At 39.9% G+C, this 19,134-nt stretch carries 22 protein-coding genes and 2 pseudogenes; 15 read left to right on the top strand and 9 right to left on the bottom strand.

Features of this window, described 5'->3' with window-relative positions:
* Positions 1-223 precede the first annotated feature (223 nt).
* Positions 224-739: an alpha-ketoglutarate-dependent dioxygenase AlkB family protein gene (locus ABEB31_RS00195; RefSeq protein ID WP_347049190.1), complete on the bottom strand. Its 516-nt coding sequence runs from the start codon at positions 737-739 to the stop codon at positions 224-226.
* Positions 740-1,449: 710 nt separating this feature from the next.
* Here ABEB31_RS00195 and ABEB31_RS00190 point away from each other — a divergent pair.
* The gene (locus tag ABEB31_RS00190; protein WP_347049188.1) at positions 1,450-1,899 is read left to right on the top strand and encodes a response regulator; all 450 of its coding nucleotides are present in this window, start codon (positions 1,450-1,452) and stop codon (positions 1,897-1,899) included.
* Between the two features lie 87 nt (positions 1,900-1,986).
* On the opposite strand, the gene ABEB31_RS21650 is transcribed toward ABEB31_RS00190, so the two are convergent.
* Complete coding sequence (locus ABEB31_RS21650; protein ID WP_430408217.1) at positions 1,987-2,154, bottom strand: DUF6965 family protein; 168 nt, start codon at positions 2,152-2,154, stop codon at positions 1,987-1,989.
* A gap of 365 nt (positions 2,155-2,519) precedes the next feature.
* Here ABEB31_RS21650 and ABEB31_RS00185 point away from each other — a divergent pair, with 365 nt between their 5' ends.
* From ABEB31_RS00185 to ABEB31_RS00175, 3 genes are all read left to right on the top strand, one after another.
* Entirely contained in the window at positions 2,520-3,158 is a 639-nt protein-coding gene (locus ABEB31_RS00185; protein WP_347049186.1) for an NAD(P)H-binding protein, read from the top strand.
* Between the two features lie 365 nt (positions 3,159-3,523).
* Positions 3,524-4,201 (top strand): hypothetical protein, encoded by a 678-nt coding sequence (locus tag ABEB31_RS00180; protein ID WP_347049185.1) that lies wholly within the window; start codon positions 3,524-3,526, stop codon positions 4,199-4,201.
* A gap of 21 nt (positions 4,202-4,222) precedes the next feature.
* Positions 4,223-4,405 carry a PLDc N-terminal domain-containing protein gene (locus ABEB31_RS00175; RefSeq protein ID WP_347049184.1) on the top strand — a complete coding sequence of 61 codons (183 nt, stop codon included), beginning with the start codon at positions 4,223-4,225 and terminating at the stop codon, positions 4,403-4,405.
* Between the two features lie 156 nt (positions 4,406-4,561).
* Here ABEB31_RS00175 and ABEB31_RS00170 read toward each other — a convergent pair whose 3' ends face one another.
* Entirely contained in the window at positions 4,562-5,173 is a 612-nt protein-coding gene (locus ABEB31_RS00170) for a hypothetical protein (protein ID WP_347049182.1), read from the bottom strand.
* Positions 5,174-5,679: 506 nt separating this feature from the next.
* On the opposite strand from ABEB31_RS00170, the gene ABEB31_RS00165 reads away from it, so the two are divergent.
* Complete coding sequence (locus tag ABEB31_RS00165; protein WP_347049180.1) at positions 5,680-6,060, top strand: response regulator; 381 nt, start codon at positions 5,680-5,682, stop codon at positions 6,058-6,060.
* Between the two features lie 585 nt (positions 6,061-6,645).
* Here ABEB31_RS00165 and ABEB31_RS00160 read toward each other — a convergent pair.
* The 3 genes from ABEB31_RS00160 to ABEB31_RS00150 are packed head-to-tail and all read right to left on the bottom strand — an operon-like array spanning position 6,646 to position 8,543.
* Positions 6,646-7,233 (bottom strand): hypothetical protein, encoded by a 588-nt coding sequence (locus ABEB31_RS00160; protein ID WP_347049178.1) that lies wholly within the window; start codon positions 7,231-7,233, stop codon positions 6,646-6,648.
* Positions 7,226-7,693, bottom strand: coding sequence for an RNA polymerase sigma factor (locus tag ABEB31_RS00155; RefSeq protein ID WP_347049177.1), 468 nt, complete (start codon positions 7,691-7,693; stop codon positions 7,226-7,228). Before ABEB31_RS00155 ends, ABEB31_RS00160 begins: the two co-directional genes overlap by 8 nt.
* A 1-nt stretch (position 7,694) precedes the next feature.
* On the bottom strand, positions 7,695-8,543 hold the full coding sequence (locus ABEB31_RS00150; RefSeq protein ID WP_347049175.1) for an alpha/beta hydrolase: 849 nt from the start codon (positions 8,541-8,543) through the stop codon (positions 7,695-7,697).
* Between the two features lie 1,485 nt (positions 8,544-10,028).
* On the opposite strand from ABEB31_RS00150, the gene ABEB31_RS00145 reads away from it, so the two are divergent.
* The 5 genes and pseudogenes from ABEB31_RS00145 to ABEB31_RS00125 all read left to right on the top strand — a co-directional run bounded on the left by ABEB31_RS00145 (position 10,029) and on the right by ABEB31_RS00125 (position 13,334).
* Positions 10,029-11,585: a PAS domain S-box protein gene (locus ABEB31_RS00145; protein ID WP_347049173.1), complete on the top strand. Its 1,557-nt coding sequence runs from the start codon at positions 10,029-10,031 to the stop codon at positions 11,583-11,585.
* Positions 11,586-11,597: 12 nt separating this feature from the next.
* A pseudogene (locus ABEB31_RS00140) lies at positions 11,598-12,158 on the top strand (PAS domain S-box protein); the annotation flags it as partial.
* Positions 12,159-12,236: 78 nt separating this feature from the next.
* Positions 12,237-12,647, top strand: a complete 411-nt coding sequence (locus tag ABEB31_RS00135; RefSeq protein ID WP_347050026.1) for a sensor histidine kinase — start codon at positions 12,237-12,239, stop codon at positions 12,645-12,647.
* Entirely contained in the window at positions 12,644-13,048 is a 405-nt protein-coding gene (locus tag ABEB31_RS00130; protein WP_347049171.1) for a response regulator, read from the top strand. The genes ABEB31_RS00135 and ABEB31_RS00130 overlap by 4 nt, the downstream gene beginning before the upstream one ends.
* A gap of 43 nt (positions 13,049-13,091) precedes the next feature.
* The gene (locus tag ABEB31_RS00125; RefSeq protein ID WP_347049169.1) at positions 13,092-13,334 is read left to right on the top strand and encodes a helix-turn-helix domain-containing protein; all 243 of its coding nucleotides are present in this window, start codon (positions 13,092-13,094) and stop codon (positions 13,332-13,334) included.
* A 272-nt stretch (positions 13,335-13,606) separates the two neighbouring features.
* On the opposite strand, the gene ABEB31_RS00120 is transcribed toward ABEB31_RS00125, so the two are convergent.
* A complete protein-coding gene (locus ABEB31_RS00120; RefSeq protein ID WP_347049168.1) occupies positions 13,607-14,032 on the bottom strand; it encodes a response regulator in 426 nt (141 codons plus the stop codon).
* Positions 14,033-14,522: 490 nt separating this feature from the next.
* Here ABEB31_RS00120 and ABEB31_RS00115 point away from each other — a divergent pair, with 490 nt between their 5' ends.
* The 4 genes and pseudogenes from ABEB31_RS00115 to ABEB31_RS21645 all read left to right on the top strand — a co-directional run bounded on the left by ABEB31_RS00115 (position 14,523) and on the right by ABEB31_RS21645 (position 16,736).
* Positions 14,523-14,903, top strand: a complete 381-nt coding sequence (locus tag ABEB31_RS00115) for a response regulator (protein WP_347049166.1) — start codon at positions 14,523-14,525, stop codon at positions 14,901-14,903.
* A 282-nt stretch (positions 14,904-15,185) separates the two neighbouring features.
* A complete protein-coding gene (locus ABEB31_RS00110; protein ID WP_347049165.1) occupies positions 15,186-15,638 on the top strand; it encodes a response regulator in 453 nt (150 codons plus the stop codon).
* A gap of 89 nt (positions 15,639-15,727) precedes the next feature.
* The gene (locus tag ABEB31_RS00105; protein ID WP_347049164.1) at positions 15,728-15,955 is read left to right on the top strand and encodes a hypothetical protein; all 228 of its coding nucleotides are present in this window, start codon (positions 15,728-15,730) and stop codon (positions 15,953-15,955) included.
* 116 nt (positions 15,956-16,071) lie between these two features.
* Positions 16,072-16,736, top strand: a pseudogene (locus ABEB31_RS21645) (IS6 family transposase).
* 80 nt (positions 16,737-16,816) lie between these two features.
* Here ABEB31_RS21645 and ABEB31_RS00090 read toward each other — a convergent pair.
* Both ABEB31_RS00090 and ABEB31_RS00085 read right to left on the bottom strand, forming a co-directional pair.
* On the bottom strand, positions 16,817-17,209 hold the full coding sequence (locus tag ABEB31_RS00090) for a carboxypeptidase-like regulatory domain-containing protein (protein ID WP_347049159.1): 393 nt from the start codon (positions 17,207-17,209) through the stop codon (positions 16,817-16,819).
* A gap of 678 nt (positions 17,210-17,887) precedes the next feature.
* Entirely contained in the window at positions 17,888-18,331 is a 444-nt protein-coding gene (locus ABEB31_RS00085) for a helix-turn-helix domain-containing protein (protein ID WP_347049157.1), read from the bottom strand.
* 84 nt (positions 18,332-18,415) lie between these two features.
* Here ABEB31_RS00085 and ABEB31_RS00080 point away from each other — a divergent pair, with 84 nt between their 5' ends.
* Positions 18,416-19,108 (top strand): CPBP family intramembrane glutamic endopeptidase, encoded by a 693-nt coding sequence (locus tag ABEB31_RS00080; protein WP_347049155.1) that lies wholly within the window; start codon positions 18,416-18,418, stop codon positions 19,106-19,108.
* The last annotated feature ends 26 nt before the right edge of the window (positions 19,109-19,134 follow it).

Below are 19,134 nucleotides of genomic sequence, written 5' to 3'. Positions count from 1 at the left end.
TATAAGGCAGACCCCTTAAAAACAGCGATAGGGACAGAGCGCTGTGATGCACAAATTTAGGGAATTTATTCCAATGGGACGGTCTTGAGAACCAATAGAATAGCATCTGCCTGATGGCATCAGATATCCCTGGTCTGTCTAAAAGTAAGGTTGATCCTGGGCAATACGGGTCTTGCCGTTTTGGGTACCTGATGCTCCCACCAGGTATTGGTGTTTCCGGCCATCAGCAGAAAGGTGCCGTGATGCAGCGGGATTCAATTGGTGGGATACCTTTGAGCACTTTATGGCGCAGGCGGAACATACGCGTTTCACCAAAGGTAACCGAAGCAATATTCATGTTTTTATTGCTCGAGTAAGTCCAATCACTGTGCCATCCCACCCCGTCTCCGCCGTTCCGGTAAAGGTTCAGCAGCACAGCATTAAAGCTGATGCGGGTTGCGAGCTCTACACGCTCCCGAATAAGCAGCAGCTCTCGGGGCCATTCGGGATTGGACTTGCGCTCAGGACTATTGGTGTCCCCGTACCAGGCAATCATTCTCGGAGCAGTGACTACCTTATCATACATGGGCATCTCGTATTGGCGCCATTGGGTAGTGTGTAGTAAAAAATTATAATAGTGATCGGATTCTTCCTTAGGGAAAAAATTATCGATCAGCAGCAGATCGGCATACGGAGCGTCAAATATTCTTCTGCCTGCGCAGCCGGATGAGAAAAGTTCAGTGTCATCAAATAGCATCATTTTTTTCACATTTAGTTGGACTTAATTTACTTTCCCTGATGGCCCCGGTCGAATTCGTCATCCGCTCTTTGTTTTATGTTCGCGATATCCGTTTCAGGCTACTGCGGATAGCGGGCGTTGTGTTAGACGTAGATTTTCCCTTTTTTGGCGACATGTTAAAATTTCGATAGTATGTCATGAATTGACCGCAACGGTCTACACTTTTTTCTAATCCAAGAATCCATCAACCCCTTAATAGTTCTGTTTTAAAAGAGACAAAAAGTCGTAATTCTGATAGATTGTACTGCACTTCATTAGCTGTTATCTTAGAAGATCAAAATTAACACAGATGGCGACAATATTTTGTAATTAAGGTGTTACAAATGATAACAAAATTAATTGCCAATTGCAGGCCCTGTGAAGGACGTATTTATAGTTAAAATCCTGTTATTCGAAATTACGCATCGTCATTAAGGAGTACTATAGGACAATGTTATACTGGAGAGTGTATATTGAGGATGATGCAGTAATTGGTGTTTTTATTTTGCCAATCTATATTCCATCGCGCAATATGTCATTTAATGGAGGAAAAAGGCCTATATTTGAGGAGTATTAAACCCGTTCACGGATATAATTCGATTGTTTATCGGTTACAATTGCCAGGCCAAGATTCTAGGGGCATTTGTGAATTTTTAGATTTTTGTCTTCTGTAACTGCCTAATTTTAAAGCCATGTCAACACGACCGAATACACATACAGTTATTTATCTGGCAGATGATGATGAAGACGACAGGATGGTGTTTGTTGATGCTGTGGAGGACCTGGGTATTCCTGTACGGGTATACACGTCTGCGGACGGAAGCCAGCTCATGAAATTACTTCATCAGGCACAACAGAGGCTACCGGAAATCATTTTCCTGGACATCAACATGCCCGTAAAAAACGGTTTTGAATGCCTGGAAGAAATTCGCAGTGGGAACGAGCGGTTCACTGACATAAAAGTAATCATGCTCTCGACCAGCAGTAACCCTTCCAATATACAGCGCTGCTTTGAACTGGGGGCCGATTTTTATGCTGTGAAGCCCAGTACATATCCCGAGCTTAAAAGCCTGCTGACAAACGTAATGGCAATAGACTGGAGTACTTTTGTAAGAAATAAAACAAAATTCCTGCTCTGGTGAGTTTTCAAATTTAGCTCCCATAGTGCGTTTTAAACCACAACTTCTGTGTCAGCTGACGCTCGTCCGGGAATTTGCTCAACGTTATTTTCAGTTGAAGCGTACGATGCTGTCTTTTTTGATTAGGATATGGAAATCCCTCAGGTGCCACCAGGCCGGACAGCGGTCCAGAGGGCCGTTAAAGTTCTGGATGCCGATATACCAGCTCTTCAGAAAAATCGGGGTGTCGCTGATTTTGGCCCAAGGGGTCCAATCCACTTCCCCAGGGGGAGATAGTTCTCGAAATGACGTTTTATTTCTTCGTGATTCATACCACGAAATTAAAGCTAAAACCAATAGGGGACAAGAGCAATAACAGCCTGTGGGTCTGGTTGCGTGGGGGATTTTGCTGTTCTTTATGCCAAAATAGAAAAGCCGTTTACACTTCTTTTTTCTTTTTACCTTTTTTTTTCTGCCCCCAGACGGGCAAGTTTTTCATTGAGTTCGGTGTGAACGCTGCGCTTTGAAATATAATGGAAAGGATTACTTCACATCGTATTCAAAGCTTTTTTTTCGTATCTTAGGCTAGGTATCTATTTGCGATTCCTCACCGCACTTATACTGTTAACTTTAATCAGGGATCTATGAAAGCATTATTGATAGGGGCGACAGGAGCCACGGGTAGATTCCTGTTAGACCAACTCATACAGGACGACCATTACACCGCGGTAACTATTTTTGTACGGCGCCCCACCGGGAGGTTACATCCTAAACTGACCGAACATGTGATTGACTTTTCCAATCTGAATCCCTATCGGGAATATATTAAGGGGGATGTTGTTTTTTCCTGTCTGGGCACTACACTTAAAGATGCCGGCTCCCGGCAAAAACAATGGGAGGTAGATTATGGGATTCCTGCCGGCTTTGCTAAAATTGCCCGGCTGAACAGGGTCAGTTCGGTAGTTTTGGTTTCCTCATCGGACGCTTCGGTCAAAAGCAGGGTGTTCTATTCCAGGATGAAAGGGGAACTGGAAACCACAATTGCGGAGCTGGGTTTCGGACAATATATCATTTTTCGGCCAGGGCCGCTTTTACGTCAGGGAACTGATAGAACCGCTGAGAAAGTAGTGCTGAAATTCCTTGGCTTTTTCAACAGGTTGGGTCTTTTGAACCGCTATAAGGCTCTTCCCACCGAAATCCTGGCCATGAAACTGGCCAAGGCGCCCTGGACATTACCTCAGGGAACCTCTGTTTTAAAACTTCAGGAGATAGCTGAATTTTGAATCCGGTACACCGTACATACAGCAGGTGTTCGTAGCTTTCCGCAACAACCTCACCACTCGTATAACCGATATACTGAAGAAGCCAGACTGTTTATTAAAAGATGGACTTTGTTCCCGGGCCGCTTCTGCTGCAAAGCAACAGCGTGGGGATACCATTCCATTTAAAAAAAACAGGTATTTTTACGGGTATAAGGTAAGTTTTTTTTTAAATACCTTCGCGCCGGTTTTTTTTTTGATTTATAAACTTTAGACTACAAAAAAGAAAAGCCGATTTAAAAAAATTGTAACTTTAAATCCTTATTATGAGATTGTTTTTTCGAACCTGTTTATTAATAGCAGTAGTATTAGCAGGAAATTCCTGTACCATGGATGAAAACCAGCAAGCACAGGCCGCACCTTTACCGGCATCCCAGCAGGAAGCAAAGCAAAAAAAAATTCTTGAAAAGTTCAACGCCCTGGGGCTTGATCCTAAGGACGTCCAATTTACCGATACACTTAGGGACAGCAGCAATAAAATTGTGTTAAATTCAGTGGATGAATTGGAAAACTTATTCCCTGACCCGCAATATGCTACCCCTGAGCTTAACTCAAATGCTAAAAAAGGGGGTGTAGATATTCCCGCCCTTAATCCATTGGCCAGTGGTGAGGGAAGTGCCGGCAGCTGGGATTATTGGGATTATTACAATAATCCGGAAATCACCCGTTTTGAACAGCAGATTCCGGTCAGGGGGGCGCTGTTTGATATTTACTTTGCATTTTGGTATTACAGGCTGTATATGGAAACCACTAGTGATCAGGGTATTAAATCAGCGCAGGCCGGACTGTTAGGCTATACCCTGGGGGTATCCTATGAAATGATTGAAGCAACCTACAAAAGGGGTGCAGCTCCTAATTATGTAAAAATTTACGGCCTGCTGCATTACAATATTTTCCTCGAGGGCGTAGGGACGGTATATACCAGAAAATGTGATATTTATGGATACTTTACCCCGTATAAAAACAATAATAATGTGGGTACTTTTATCTGCGCATTAGGGAGTTGATTTTGCTTAAAATTAAGCCATATGGATTCAAGCTTTTACTGGCAGCTTTTTGTACTGTCCCTTATTTGTTTTATGCTTTATACCCTTTACGCTTTAGGGAGGTCTTCACTTTCTTCAGATAAGAAGCTCCTGTGGTGTATACTGATTTTGGGATTTCCACTTTTTGGCAGTATAGCGTATTTTGTGGCTGCAAGGGGATCATAATGCTAATAATCCAAAAAACCGGTGACTGGATGTTCTCGCGCTTTTATGATTAAAAAGAGCTGCCCGGGGGCAGCTCTTTTGTTTCATCGTAAAAAAAGTAGGTCTTCTATTTAGATGATTGCCTTGATTTAGTGCCAATTTATATAAGGGCGGCATTTAAAAATTTCCATGCTTAAGTATGTTGGCATCCATTAAATCGTATAACCTTTCTTCCCAGTTTTTTGCTAACGATCCCGCATGATTATTATCATCATTATCTTCAATGACATCATACAGTAAATAATTTATCACAGCCATAATTTTATTCTCTGATATCGTTGTGGGTATGCCTGCTCTTGACCCGGGATGGTCCATAGGTGAGCGCGTTGCATAATGGATCTTAAAGCCCTGCTCTAATATTATTTGTCCTTTGCTGTTAAAGGACTTGTCCGATATGGAAAGTACTACCAGTAATTGTGGAGAAACCCATGAACCTTTCGAGAGTCGTTCCCAAAATAACCCTATTAAATCTTCTCTCGTTGCTTTTTTGATCAATAGCATGGAGACTGCTCCTACCAGGTGCATCCTCCAGTTGTCCTGTTGTAATAACAGTCTGATACCCTCTGCTATGGTTGGATCCGGGTTGGATTGCAGTATAGCTTCCAGTTTTGAAATACTCCATTGTAAATTGCAGTTTTGCGTTTCATCACAAGGTAGTGCTGTTAAACTCAGAAAGGGCAGATGATGGGGTCTTCCGTCCCAAAAGTTCGTGAAAATTCCTAAATCCATAATGTTAACCGTGGCAGCGTTAAACACTAAGCAAGTTGCTGCTTTTTTAAATGATTTACTCTGAAAATGCGTCTGGCTAATATAGAAATTTTAAGCTACATTTTTCCATAAATAATCCTACTGCCACTAAAAAGTACTGGCGGTGTTTTTTTTGTAACATCCGTTTTCAATTGTCTTTATGAATGTCTGTATGTTTTTAGTTTATTCTATTATCGCCTCGCGTTTAAAGTAGCACTTAATCATTGTAAAGCAATTAAATGGCTTTGGTGATGCAAACCTGCCCAGTGCTGCCTTGCACATCCCTTTCCGGCAAAGATTTCACCGGATAGCAACTGATGGTCCCAAGGAGAAAGCAGATAGGATGTCAGCCATAAAAGGTATGGAGTAGTAATTTAAATAGACCCCTGTTTACAAGTAATTAAGCAGGATTACTTTGGCACTTCCGGTGGAAAAGTAGTAACTTTGACCTTAAATATATCCCTGAATTAAAAAACAACGAGCCAAACATGCCTTATAAAAATATACTGCTTATTGATGACGATAAGGACGATACGCAGTTATTCCTCCAAGCAGCCAAAGCTGCACAGAAAGATGTAATATGCCGTACAGAGCTCGATCCGTCCAGAGCGTATGAGCACTTAACCGCCGCGGAAGATCTGCCTGATCTCATATTTCTGGATTATAATATGCCTGTGGTAAACGGGCTTGAGTTTTTAAAGCGGATGCGCAATGCCGAGAAATTAAAGAATATCGAGGTAATTGTGATGTCAACGCCGCCCGAAGAAGTAATGGTGAGATGGTTTGAGAAAAACAATACCGAGGTGCGTTACATTTCCAAGCCCAATACTTTTCAGGAGCTCAAAGAAATGCTCACAGAACTGCTTTGAATTTTGCTGGTTAGGTACGATTACTTCCTTTTATTTCTTTGACAGGCCCGGAGTATCGGGATCAGATGAGACAGGTAGGTGGCCTTTATTTCTGAATTGGGCGACAGGTATTTAGTGGCGTTGCTATATTGAAGAAAACCGTCACATCCAGCTTTTGTACTTCATTTCTACTATTTTCCAACTCCCGCGGCGCTATCCAGCCAACGGAAATATTGAAAGCTCCCGCGCAACGGCCCGGGCACAATGATCTGCCTGGTCAACGTTCCTTTGCAGTCTTCCCTTCTGACATTGCATATATCATCTGCTCAGTAAATGATCTCGATTCGTATTTGTACGGGAGCTATGCTGTGGGATTTTTTTAAATCGTCGCTGCTGATTATTTATTTTAGAAATAATGACTTAAAATATCAGCTTTTATAGCTGCACTTCAATTGCTTGCTGCGCCTACTGCGCCATATGCTGTTCCGTTTTCATTGTCGTCAGGGCTTGCTGTCTACCTCATGCTCGATGTTGCGCCCTTTCCTGTATTTTCATTTGGATCTTTATGGCCTTGCGAGTGTAGCACGCTTGATAACGAAGCTTTTTTTATAATCTGAGTTGACGGTCAACTTCTTCAAACTTTTCAATTAGACTGTTTATTTTCTGCTGTTGTTTTTTAATTTGTTTCGGACGCAGATAAAACCAGTTAAAGCCAATCCATAATAGTGTGATGGCATAAGTCAAAATTGCGAATTCAATATTCATTCTCGACGCATATTCATACATATACAAACAGATTCCTGCAATTAACAGCAAAAAATACCAGGTAATTCCTTTGGTCTGCATAAATTGCTGTTTCCTTTTAATTAAAATCAATTTTTGAAGATATTCCTGATTGCTTTGATCGGTGTCTATATTTCTGTAATGTTCTGATAATCTATTGTACAAGATCACATACATTACCATTGCCAGTATCGTTAATACAATTCCGATTTTTGTCGAAATAAATTGCGGCTGAAAATAAATCCAGATAAAAACAATAAAAACAGATGTTAGTGAAAGCAGGATATTAACTTTCCACATGGTTTTTAAAGCCGCTTTTTTAAACTCCTTCAATCTATTTTTCAAATCTTCTATATTGGGTTGACTTACGGTTTGTTTTTTCCATAAATCGTTGAAATTTATATTATCCATTTTGTTTAAATTTTTGAGTCAGTTTTTCTTTGATTCGGTGAATTTTCACTCTCACATTAGTTTCAGAAAGCCCGACTATTCTAGCTATTTCTGCTTGTTTGACATCTTCTAATTCTAATGAAACAATAATACGGTCCGTTTCCGGAAGTTCTGCGATACATTTATACAAAAACTGAATCTGAGGTTCTGTTGAATTTTGTTTTTCTTCTGAAAGATGAACTGGCAATTCTGATTTTGGGAAACGTTTTTGTTTTTCAATCTGCCGTAAACAATTATTGGAAGCAATCCTGAAAATCCAGGTTCCAATAGCCGATTCATTTCTAAAGGTCTCCAACTTCTGCCAGACGATAATAAACGTTTCCTGAGCCAAATCCTGTGCTGCGTCATAATCGTTTACAAAACCCATACAAAGCCTGAAAATCCTGTCCCAGTAAACCCTGTAAATTTCTTCGAATTCCATTTTAAGATTTTATAAAATTATGTAACTGCTCCACATACCAAGCTGTATCATCATACATTATAAAATGCAGGCCTTTAGACGCATATTTAAAATTACCCGTTTTCAGGTTTTGATATTGTCCGTCGATTGCCGGCTTTAAATTTATAAAATAGGCTTCTAATAAAATTAACGAGGGACATTTTATTTTAGAAATCCTTTCTCTTAAATCGACATTAAAAAAGTCACAATACATTTGCCCAAATGTAGTTCTGTCCGATTTTACACTCCAGTCAACAACCATTTCCAATTTAGACCGATCTGCCAAAAGTCTCGGCATCGTTTGTTTTTGCATATCATAAAACTGACTTTCCGTAAGTTCTGTCATTTGCTTTACAGTTGCAGAACAATCTATATTTTCTTTCGATTTAAAAGAAGGATCACTTAAAGCCGCAAGACATGGAAGCGCATCAACAACCACAATTTTCCCTATTAGTTCCGGATAATCTGCAGCCAGGGCAAGAGCCAATCCGCCGCCCATACTGTGTCCAATTACAATGGGCTTTTCAATTTTATTTTCTTTGATATAAGCAGCAATTTCATTTTTCCAGTTTTCCAATGAAGGATCTGACTGTGCTTTTACTCCGGCGAATCCAGCCATTGTCAAAGTATAACAGGTAAATTCTTTTTCGAAATTAGCTTTGGTTTCATTCCACACTGCTCCGGAAGAAGCAAACCCCGGAATAAAAAGGATTGATTGTTTTCCGTTTCCCGTCTTTACCACTTCAAACGGATATGATTTTGTCTGTCCAAAGACATTTAAGCACAATGCGGAAAATAAGAATGCGATAATTAAGACAATATATTTTTTCATTATAATAGTTTTTAAGTTTATAAATAATCGGATCCATGCTTTTGATACGACAACTATTAAAATGTTACAAAGTTTTTTTAAATTTCAATTAAATAACCAAGCTTAGGGACCAATTCCAATGTTGGAGTGGGTTTGACCGCAAAGGGCGCAAAGATTTTCGCAAAAAGGGATTTAGAAGTAGAGTTGCTTCCTTTATCCCCTGCATATAGCAAGTGCCAAAAGAAATTTGCGAGATCCGCACAATTCGTGGCGAAAATATCTGTGCGTTTTCTAGCGGTCTGGGCGAACTCGAAGACCAGACATTGAGCACCGAATCTAAATCTCCAATCTTTCAAGGAATCTTTCACGTTGACTGTCCCAATCCCCGCCCTTAGTATGTTTAACTGAAATACCCGTGTGTAGTTGGTAAAGGGCAATCTTAGCAATACCATTGATTTCGGACCCGAGAGGCGCATTATTATGATATGGCAATTATGTACAAGCATTGAAAAATTGTAAAAATGCCTTTCTTGTAGGCGTCTTAAAATTGCTAAGCATGTATTGAAGTCCTATACAGATTAATGAATGTCTGCTTTACAGGCTCAGTTTAAGATTGTTTTTTGGACGATTGGGATTTTAAGCTTTGTTTGTTTTAGTTACTATAAGGAAAGATCTTCATGGAAATTGATAGGCTGCCACTGGCAGCCTATTTTATATAATGGCTTAATGAATCCTTAGGATGATGTTTTATGGGGCAGTAAAAAAAAACTCATACAAAGGGTGGCATTTCGTATCTGATAAGGTTAGGTCTAGCCCCGCTTGTAAAATAGGGTTTCCACAGTGTGAGAACTGTGCTAAGACACTTTGATACTATTGGCGTACTTCGGCGTTTCCAATGGAAGCAGCCAGTATAATTGCGCGGGTTTGCCGATCCGGTCCCCGCAATACAGCTGCCCACCGGTTCGTTCATACTAACAGAAAGGTGCTTTTACGGTCAACGATTTGCCATTTAAGTCCGAAATAGAAGGTTCCCTAAGTATGTATTGGAAACTCCGGTATCCGGAATATAACTTGCGCAACCTGTAGTACCCAATTCCAATTTCAATCCAACCCCAGCTTCGCTATAAGTGCAAAATCTGTAAAAAATCAATTAAAATATAAAAGATAATATGATACAATTTTATATATTTAAGGAACGAACAAATAAAAGTTTTAAATTTAGGAACCTCCATATGTTTTTTTACTCGATGCTCCTTACTCCATTACTTTTAGTGAATCGAGATTTTAGAGAAAACCAGCACTGCGCTGGGTTAGGGGCAAGCTGGATAAATAGTCATTTTGAGGATAGTCTGTATTATCTTAAGCGCATCAATACACTTTTGTACCGCTGTTTAGGCAACTGTCAAGTGTTGTTTTCTGCTTGCCAAATGGCCCAGGGGATTCTCCAGAAAATTAAAAACAGAGATAAATTGTGCTGATAAGTACTGGAATTAAAAGGGAATGGCTATGGAAACAAAAATATTAATTGTCGAGCGGTATCCCGTCCAGGCTGGGTTAATTGGCCAGGAACTATCAAACGGTGGCGTGACCTGTATTACGGAAATTGTCGGCTCCGTAGAGGAATTTACAACAGCCATTCACCATTTTAAGCCTCACCTGATTATCTGCACTTATACGCTGGAGGGAGCGAAGGGTGCATCGTTTTTCAGCATCAAAAAGCAATTGGCTCCACATATCCCTTTTATTTTTATCGCCCAGGCCATTACGGTGGAAAAAGCAATTACGCTGGTCCGTATCGGGGCTTATGATGTAATTCTAAAAGAGAACCTGAATCTTTTACCTGCTAGTGTTAAAGCTGTTTTATATAATGAAAGTCCAAATGCGGTAATTATTCCTGAGCGGCCTTCATTGGACTTCGCCAAAATGTTGGACCTGACGATGGATATGGTTTGCTGTCTCGATGAAAAGGGCAGGTTATTGTATGTGAACAGCGCGTTTGAGAACATTTTGGGCTACAAGATCCACGAACTCATCGGTAAACAATACAAGGACTTGCTCTTTAAGGAAGATTGTTGCGGGCCTGAGATGGCCGACAGTGCGGTAAAAAGCGAACAGTCCAATATACCTGAGAAAAGATTCCTGCATAAAAATGGCAGTTCGGTCTGCCTGCTCTGGTCTGTGAGCTATGACGAACAGTATAAAGTGAGTTATGGTATCGGAAGGGATATTACCTCGAAAAAAAACATTGAAAAAGCATTTGAGATAGAAAGGCGGCGTTTTCACAATCTGTATTCGCAGGCACCATCCTCTATGGGGATTATAAAAGGACCCAACCACGTTTATGAACTGGCAAACGAGCTTTTTTTACAATTAATCGGTAGAAAGGATATTATTGGAAAAACGGTAAGAGAAGTATTGCCGGAACTGGGCTCGCAGGGAATTTTCGAGATATTGGATCAGGTCTATAAAACAGGAGAACCCTTTTCGGCCAATGAAATGCGTATTCAATTGGATCGACAGGGCAATGGTACCTTAACGGATGCTTATCTGAACTTTATCTATCAGGCGCACCGAGATGTTGATAACCAGGTGGACGGCATCCTTTTCTTTGCCAATGATGTAACAGAGCAGGTTATATCGAGAAAAAAAATTGAAGAACGCGAAAAGATGTACCGGGATCTAATTCAGAAATCACCCGTGGCCACCTATTCCTGTGATGCTGAAGGGCGGATCCTGACCTATAATAAAGCCGCAGCCGCGCTTTGGGGAAGAGAGCCGGAAATAGGGAAGGATTTATGGTACGATTCGTGGAATATTTATAATAATAAGAGCATATACAAACCATATAGTTTAGGTACGCTCATTGCAGACCTGGAGGGAGAACAGCCCAGTCTGGGCAGGGAGATAGTTATTGAACGTCCTAACGGTGACAAGCGTAATGTGCTGCCTTACCCTGTCCCTTTTCGTAATGATCAGGGCGAGATAACAGGAGCTGTGATTGTACTGGCTGACCTTACAGAGGTAAGACTCGCACGGCACGAGTTAAGGAAAAGCGAGAAATAATACCGGCATCTCTTTGATAACAATCCCATGTCGATGTGGGTGATTGACTTAAAGACTTTTAAATTCCTGGATGTAAACAAAATGGCGGTACTTCAGTACGGGTACAGCCGCAAAGAATTCCTTGCTATGACCGCTCTGGACATACGGCCATTTGATGATCGGGATCATTTTATAAAATCGAGCGATCCCTCCAAGATTAACGGATCGAATTACAATCGCGGAAAATGGAACCACCTGAAAAAAGACGGTACTATTATTCCTGTGGAAATCGTGGCGCACGATATTAAATACGAAGGATCCCCGGCAAGGTTAATCCTATCCCATGACATCACCGACCGCATAAAAGCAGAAGTAAATCTCGAAAAAAGAAACCGCGACCTGATCAAAACCAATGCAGAACTGGATAAATTTGTATACAGTGTATCCCATGACCTGCGCTCTCCCCTTACTTCTATTTTAGGACTATTGGCTTTCATTGAGTCAGAAAGCCAGGAGGATGACACGCTTTTTCATGTCGGGCTGATACGCACTAGCGTCAATCGCCTGGATGAGTTCATTAAAAACATTTTAAGCTATTCGCGAAATAACCGTGCAGGCCTTGAAGTGGAAAAAATTCCGCTTCAGCAAACCATAGTGGAGATCGTGGATTCGATGAAGGATCTGCCCGACGCAAGAGGTATTCACTATCAAGTTGACATCACGGAAAAAGAGCCTTTCTACTCTGACAGCCTGCGTTTGAACACGGTTTTGGAGAACCTCATTTCCAATGCCATCAAATACCACAGAAAAGAAGAGCCCGGGAGATTTATAAAAATTACCGGATATTCAGATAATAAAGGCTTTGAGTTCAGCATTGCAGACAACGGAATGGGTATTGCCCCACAATACCATCAAAGGATATATGAGATGTTTTTTCGCCTTTCAGTCAAAAAAAGCGGTTCGGGCATTGGACTTTATATCGTAAAGGATGCTTTGGAATTACTTGAGGGTTCCATAGAAATACAGTCTGAAGAAGGCATTGGGACAACATTTACTATCACACTAAAAAATTTAAAACTATGAGTGCAGCATCTGGGGCAAAATTTGATACCGTAATGATAATAGATGACAATAGTGTCGATTTGTATATCACATCACGGATGGTTTCGAAAAACAATTTTGGCAGCAATGTTTTGCTTTATACCTCTGCAGAAGAGGCCCTTAAATATCTGAAAGATCATCAGGATGAAAAAGCCTTGCTTCCCGACGTGATCTTTGTGGATATCTATATGCCTTTAATGTCGGGGTTTGAATTTCTGGCAGAGTACGACAAATTTGACGCCTCTTTAAAAAACGAAATCAGGACTTATATTGTGTCCTCCACAATTGATAAGCAGGACATTGCCCGATCGGATGCGGATAAAAATGTGGTCTCTTTTCAGGTGAAACCCATTACTAAAGATTTTCTGGACCGGATAATGTAAGTGATCCGTATAGGAAGTCCATCGTGTAAATGGGGATTCTCCAGTGGCCATTTGTTGTCCTGATCCGGAGTTTCTTACCATACTACAGGCGTCCAAACTGGTTGATCTTTCCGTGGCGACCATCTATTCCAAGGTATGCCGCAATGAGATCCCGGTTAACAAACACGGCAAGAAGCTTTATTTTATAAAGTCCGAACTCCTGGACTGGATCAAATCCGCAGGATTAGAACGATTTGTGAGATACAATGGAAATCGGGCAAAAATTGTCGGGATAGAATACCGATAACGTGCAGTAAATTTTTTTTAGGTTGCAGGTAAAATATGCTGAACCATATGAGCAGAAATGCGGGGGCAAGCTCCAGAAAAGGCGCCGATTTAGCGTCTCTGTCCACTCTACAGAGAATGTCCACCACAACCGATGCTTCAAAAAGTTTATATTAGAATGGTATTTACGGTCTTACTTTGGTTTTTTAAATACAGCAATCCCTCTAATGCAGGTCCTTGTGTCTCGATAACGTTCGCTTGCCCGGCTAAAGGTCAGGTAAGAATAAGAATGCTTCACGATACATAATTGGGTGATACACATTTTTGCCAGTACTTTACAATGGTTTGGACGGTATCTTTTAGTTCTTCAAAATCCGACGGCTTTACAAAGAATCCCTGGATTGATTTAGAGTAGGCATTAATAACATCCTGCTGTGCGGCACTTGTGGTGAAAAACAGGTAGGGTATGGTCTTTAAACGGATGCTCTCATTCTCGATTATCTGATTTCTGAGTTCTATACCGTTTAATTTAGGCATATTAATGTCCGAAAAAACAATAAAGGGTTCATCCCTGCTTTCTTTGAGATGTGTAAGCGCCTCTTGGCCGTCGCCGAAAAACAGAATCTGGTTTTTATAGTCCAGTTCTTCAAATACCGTCCTAAAAAGATCCTGATCGTCCAGATCGTCTTCTATAATGATAATAGCTCCTTTTTTATTCATGACCTGCTTTTTATGTTGTCTGCATTCGTGTAGTAGAATTGCAATCTCGCTTGATCGCAATTAGTCTGTTCCACTTATATACTCTACGTTGTTGAAAGCATAAAGGTAATGGTAAATCTATTAATCTAATGCCGTTTTGGATAATTTATCAGGATTTTTGGACTTTAAACGGTGCAACTGCATGCCGATCGTAAAAATTGCAGTCTAAAAATAAGAGCTGATCAGCGATTTAATTTTTAGGGTTCGATTATTGAGCAGGCAGATCTTAGATATTTTTAAATCAGTCGTTTATATTTTGTAACTGCTGGCAGGATTTATGTAAAAGTGCATCATGGAGAATATTTAATTTTATGCCGTACTGAATCAGGCACCAGACACCGGAGTGTTCCTAAAGTCCATTGTCGATCCGGTACTTTAAAGTTACTCTTAACTTTCCTATTGAGAAATTATACGCCAACGGACAGTCGTACGACAGTCAAAATGTTTTATTATGTACCGAAATATATGGTTAATCGATGATGATAAAGATGACGGCGAATTGTTCGCCGAAGCAGTGCAATCCCTAAACGCCGGCATACGGTTCCGCTTTGAAAGCAATCCGTTACAGGCTTTAGAGCTCCTTCAACGGGCTGAGAGTCTGCCCGAGATAATATTCCTTGATTTGAATATGCCGTCAATAAACGGGCAGGATCTTCGCGAAAAACTGCAAGACCATGAACGTTTCAGGGATATTCCCGTTGTACTGTATTCTTCCTATTCGAAGGCCGCAGCCGAACAGCTCTCACTGGTAAATGACACGGATCAGTTTATCTCAAAACCCGGGAGCTTCGAGGCGCTAAGGGAAATATTGCGTCTTGTACTGAATGCATAGGCAATCCTAATATAAAAGTTAGAACCGACCGTTGTCAGGTTGTATGGTTTGGCTATAGTTAATGGGTATCAACCGGATCAGGAGTACTATTGATAACCTTGCTAAAGAATTTTTTTTTTAAACTTTTTTACCCTACTTTTCTTAAATAAAAGAGTACCTTTAGTATTCATAACCGTTAAGGTTATAATTCGGTTGTTTATCGATTTCAGTTACTTATATACTTGTATAAACATTTGCACATTTTTAAATTCTTGTTTTATGTTTTACAAAAAAAATAGCACGATGTCACTAGAAAAACAAAAATCTGCCCGTTATATATACCTGGCCGACGACGATGAAGACGACCGCGAACTCTTTGTCGAAGCGCTGAGGGAAGTTGATCCCTCGGTGATCCTTACCCAAGCAGGGGACGGCATGCACCTGATGCACATACTCAGCACCATATCGGATCCTATCCCGGCGATATTGTTTCTGGATATTAATATGCCCGGAAAGTCAGGGCTGGAATGTCTGGAAGAGATACGCAAAAAGGAAGGAAGTGCCAAGGAAATTAATATTATTATACTTTCTACCAGTAATGATCCCGAAAATATTGAGAAAGCGCTGGAGCTAGGAGCAAACTTTTACGCCCTAAAGCCCAACAGCTTTGATGTACTGAAAACCTTTTTAGCAGCAGTACTGGAAATAGACTGGCAGCTCACAGAGCATTGCAAGAAGAAGTTCCGACTCCTCTAATTTTACCTACTCCCTCCCAGTGTGCAAATCATGGTACCTGGCATCCTATTTCTTTTTTACGCCTATTCTTATCACCTAAAAATTAATTTATGATATATGAAGAGGCACTTATTGAAAAACTCAACTATCCGGAGCTTACAAACACGCGCGGCAAAATTATGAAAGTATTTCTTATACCGGAACTGCCAGGGGATTTCAGAAAGTACCTGTTGGATTTTGCCTATAAAGATTTTGACGATACAATTGTGATCCGATATTCGTCTAATAAGCGATATAAATTGTTTTATCGCGAGCTTAAAATATGCGGACCGGCATAAGTTTTGGAGTGCTGCAACTAGGTATCATTCACTATAGTTTACTGGGCTGGGTCATTCGCTGGGTTCTGTCGCATCTGTTTAATAAATAATATCTTTAGACGTTCAAAATATATTTTATGAATACGAGAGGTCATTATTATCCCAAAGCCATTATTTTGCAGGCTGTTTATTTCAAGTTGAGATTTACATTGAGCTACAGGGATATTGAGGAAATAATGAAAATGCGTGGAATAGCAGTTGATCACGCGACGATCCAACGTTGGGTATTTAAATTTACTCCAATGGTTGAATCTCAGATGAAAAAAGGAAAGAGCAGAGTCGGGGCCAGCTGGCAATGCGTGATACTTATATAAAAGTAAAAGGTATCTGGTTTTATTTGTATCGGGCTGTTGATAAATGTGGTAATACGGTGGATTTTCTTTTGACCAGAAGAAGAAAAAGGATGAGTGCACAGTCATTCCTGATAAAGCGATAAAAAATAATTACCAGCCAACAGTAATGGATATAGACACAAGCGGCTCTAAAACAGCGCAATATGGGTTTATAACAAACGGTCATTCTCAAAGATTAAAATCCGGCAGTGCAAAAAAATCTCAACAATATGGTGGAACAGGACCATCGTTTCATAAAGTAGCGGATACAAAACGGTTTGGGTTTTAAAAGTTTTGCGTCTGCCAGAAGAACCTGGGCAGGAATTGAAGTTCTGCACATGTTAAGAAAAAATCAGATGCTTAACCTAGGAATAAGCATGTTCAAATCATTCTGTAAATTGGTTGCATAATTTTGGGATTCCTGAATTATTTCGGATTGACATGGCTAATGAGAGAACCATTTCTTTCCAGATTTGGCTTTAAAGCAGTTTTATAAGACAGCACCTGCAATATCAATAACAACCTGCTCCTGAATCAATTCTTTATGGATAACATTATAGACTTGTGGATTTTCAATGTTTTTAAGTGGCATTCTCGCTACGTAAGTAGTTTTCTTAGAAATTAAACTTTTTCTATTATTAATGACCACTTCTTCCAGCTCTTTATTAGAGACTTTCAGTTGCACATTTATTGTAGTTGTTTTTCCGTTCTCTACAGTAAGTTCTTGTTCAGAAGTTTCATAACCTGTTAAAGATACTTGAAGTGTATAATTATTTTCTCTTATTCTGCTAAGTTCAAAATAGCCATCTTCATTTGTAAATGTGCCATACTTTGAATTTTTAAGAACAACATTTATCAGTGGTCTGCTCGGTGCCTTTCTCATTAATATAAAACTTTCTAAGCAGGCCTTCCAAAACAAAATAATGATGCCGGCAGATCTGTCCCTCCTTTAGCAGATTTTCTTTTTTACACGTTTCTTTTATGTTGAAGTATTTTTTGATCTGCTCAAAGTCATTGTCTGAGACCTGTGCGAACTTGGCTATATGGTTTTTGAGTATATTGTACATCCGGAGGAAATGACATATTGGTTTTGACTGTTTGGCCAGCTTTTTAATCCGAATGGTGCCGCTGGCGCGCTATCATGCAAATATAGCAATAATAAGCATAGTAATGTTTCGACATTAAGTTTTACGCGGTATTTTATTACAGTGTCTTAAGTTAATTTTGAAGCTTAATGCACCGATACTGCATTTAAATTCAAATCAGTTTTTTATGAGAAATAAATCAGCATTTTGCCTCAGTCGCGCAACAAGTTCTGGATGATCTGAAAAAGTCGCTTACTGCATTTAGTGTTTGTCCTTAGCGGCTTTGTGAATTTGGTTTGGCTGTACCGCTCGGGGTTTCATTTCAAAAAGCAGTTAGTTTGGTATTGTATTCAATTCTAAAAAAAAGACAGCCTTTACTTTCTGTGTTAAAACGGTCTACATTAAAACCCGTTTATGAACTATTTTAAAAAATAACTTATAATTTTTTTGGAAAAAAAATGAATTCCATTACAAACTTATTTTCTCCAAATATAAAATAGCATAAAGCTGAATAAAGTTATTATACTGCTTATAAATATAAAGGATTCAAAGTTTGTTTCCGGGAAAGCGGCCGAGCGGGTCAGAAATATTCCCGCTAAAATTACTATTATGATGCCGGTTGCGTAAGATAATACAATTTTTCCAACCCGGCTGCGGCCGATTTTTTTTTCTTTGTAATCGAGCGGGGACGGGGAAGGTTTTAAATGAGTTTCATTGAATTGAAAATTGAGTTTTTCCTGCAGTATCTTAAGGGTGTACATCCGCGCATCGACCTCTCCATTCTCTATCCTTTGGATTGACCGCAGGCCTATGCCGCTAATATGCGAGAGATGATGCTGCGTCCATCCCTTTGCCAGCCTTTGTGATTTAACAGATTCACCGATTTTAATTTTATCATACTGCATAATTGTACATGTCATTTAAACGCCATTTGTGTTTGACGTCACTATTTTATTAAACAAAAATATAAGTTTGCCGTATTAATTCAATAAATTTATTACGATATGTTGGGAGTAGCACTTTTATTCGTTTTATCTTCTGTAATTGCTTTTCTTATGTATGGAAAACAGTGGGATGTACTGGGCATCTTACCTGCCAGGAAAAGGATGCTGTATTTTATTATCAGTATGGTGCTGGTCGCAGTATTATGCTTTTCCACTATATGGATCGACAGCGCAATACGCCTTATAAGATGGAAAATAAAGGAGCCTGTTGATTTCTTTCTGTTAGGAGCAGCAGCACGTTATTATTTTATTGCGGCTTTAACGGAAGAACTTGTTTTCCGCGGTTTTCTGCTTTACTTGCTGGCAAAGACTATAAATGCAAAAACTGCCAGAATATTTTCAGCACTTTGTTTCGGATTTTATCATTGGTTTTCCTATGAATTGTTTGGAGCGGGTATCGTACCGATGATGTATATTTTTATTATTACCGGATTAGCAGGTTATGTATGGGCAGGTGCTTTTATTAAATCCGGCACTATATGGCTTGCCCTGGGAATGCACTTCAGCTGGAATCTGGCCCAGGCTCTCTTTAAAGGGAAAGAACCCTACGGCTCCCTGCTATTTTACCAGGTTTCCAAAACCGGACTTTCAGATCTTAGTAATTTATTTTTGTCTTTGTTTACAGGTATTTTTCCAAGTATTGTGATGTATTTGGGATTACATTTATATTTCACTGTAAAAAAAGTAAACTAGACTCACAGCCCATACTGTCACTTTGA

This window comes from Flavobacterium olei, assembly GCF_039749035.1.
GTDB classification, from domain to species: domain Bacteria; phylum Bacteroidota; class Bacteroidia; order Flavobacteriales; family Flavobacteriaceae; genus Flavobacterium; species Flavobacterium olei.
Note: the sequence above shows the minus strand (reverse complement) of the source record. Positions and strands in the feature narration are given on the sequence as shown.

Excerpts from the sequence above, each read along its gene's own strand:
- ABEB31_RS00110 (WP_347049165.1), top strand. The coding sequence starts at position 15,186 with ATGTCACTAGAAAAACAAAAATCTGCCCGTTATATATACCTGGCCGAC.
- ABEB31_RS00080 (WP_347049155.1), top strand. The coding sequence starts at position 18,416 with ATGTTGGGAGTAGCACTTTTATTCGTTTTATCTTCTGTAATTGCTTTT.
- ABEB31_RS00120 (WP_347049168.1), bottom strand. The coding sequence starts at position 14,032 with ATGAATAAAAAAGGAGCTATTATCATTATAGAAGACGATCTGGACGAT.
- ABEB31_RS00185 (WP_347049186.1), top strand. The coding sequence starts at position 2,520 with ATGAAAGCATTATTGATAGGGGCGACAGGAGCCACGGGTAGATTCCTG.
- ABEB31_RS00115 (WP_347049166.1), top strand. The coding sequence starts at position 14,523 with ATGTACCGAAATATATGGTTAATCGATGATGATAAAGATGACGGCGAA.
- ABEB31_RS00130 (WP_347049171.1), top strand. The coding sequence starts at position 12,644 with ATGAGTGCAGCATCTGGGGCAAAATTTGATACCGTAATGATAATAGAT.
- ABEB31_RS00090 (WP_347049159.1), bottom strand. The coding sequence starts at position 17,209 with ATGAGAAAGGCACCGAGCAGACCACTGATAAATGTTGTTCTTAAAAAT.
- ABEB31_RS00085 (WP_347049157.1), bottom strand. The coding sequence starts at position 18,331 with ATGACATGTACAATTATGCAGTATGATAAAATTAAAATCGGTGAATCT.
- ABEB31_RS00105 (WP_347049164.1), top strand. The coding sequence starts at position 15,728 with ATGATATATGAAGAGGCACTTATTGAAAAACTCAACTATCCGGAGCTT.
- ABEB31_RS00165 (WP_347049180.1), top strand. The coding sequence starts at position 5,680 with ATGCCTTATAAAAATATACTGCTTATTGATGACGATAAGGACGATACG.
- ABEB31_RS00190 (WP_347049188.1), top strand. The coding sequence starts at position 1,450 with ATGTCAACACGACCGAATACACATACAGTTATTTATCTGGCAGATGAT.
- ABEB31_RS00155 (WP_347049177.1), bottom strand. The coding sequence starts at position 7,693 with ATGGAATTCGAAGAAATTTACAGGGTTTACTGGGACAGGATTTTCAGG.
- ABEB31_RS00170 (WP_347049182.1), bottom strand. The coding sequence starts at position 5,173 with ATGGATTTAGGAATTTTCACGAACTTTTGGGACGGAAGACCCCATCAT.
- ABEB31_RS00150 (WP_347049175.1), bottom strand. The coding sequence starts at position 8,543 with ATGAAAAAATATATTGTCTTAATTATCGCATTCTTATTTTCCGCATTG.
- ABEB31_RS00145 (WP_347049173.1), top strand. The coding sequence starts at position 10,029 with ATGGAAACAAAAATATTAATTGTCGAGCGGTATCCCGTCCAGGCTGGG.
- ABEB31_RS00180 (WP_347049185.1), top strand. The coding sequence starts at position 3,524 with ATGGATGAAAACCAGCAAGCACAGGCCGCACCTTTACCGGCATCCCAG.
- ABEB31_RS00175 (WP_347049184.1), top strand. The coding sequence starts at position 4,223 with ATGGATTCAAGCTTTTACTGGCAGCTTTTTGTACTGTCCCTTATTTGT.
- ABEB31_RS00195 (WP_347049190.1), bottom strand. The coding sequence starts at position 739 with ATGATGCTATTTGATGACACTGAACTTTTCTCATCCGGCTGCGCAGGC.
- ABEB31_RS00160 (WP_347049178.1), bottom strand. The coding sequence starts at position 7,233 with ATGGATAATATAAATTTCAACGATTTATGGAAAAAACAAACCGTAAGT.
- ABEB31_RS00135 (WP_347050026.1), top strand. The coding sequence starts at position 12,237 with ATGAAGGATCTGCCCGACGCAAGAGGTATTCACTATCAAGTTGACATC.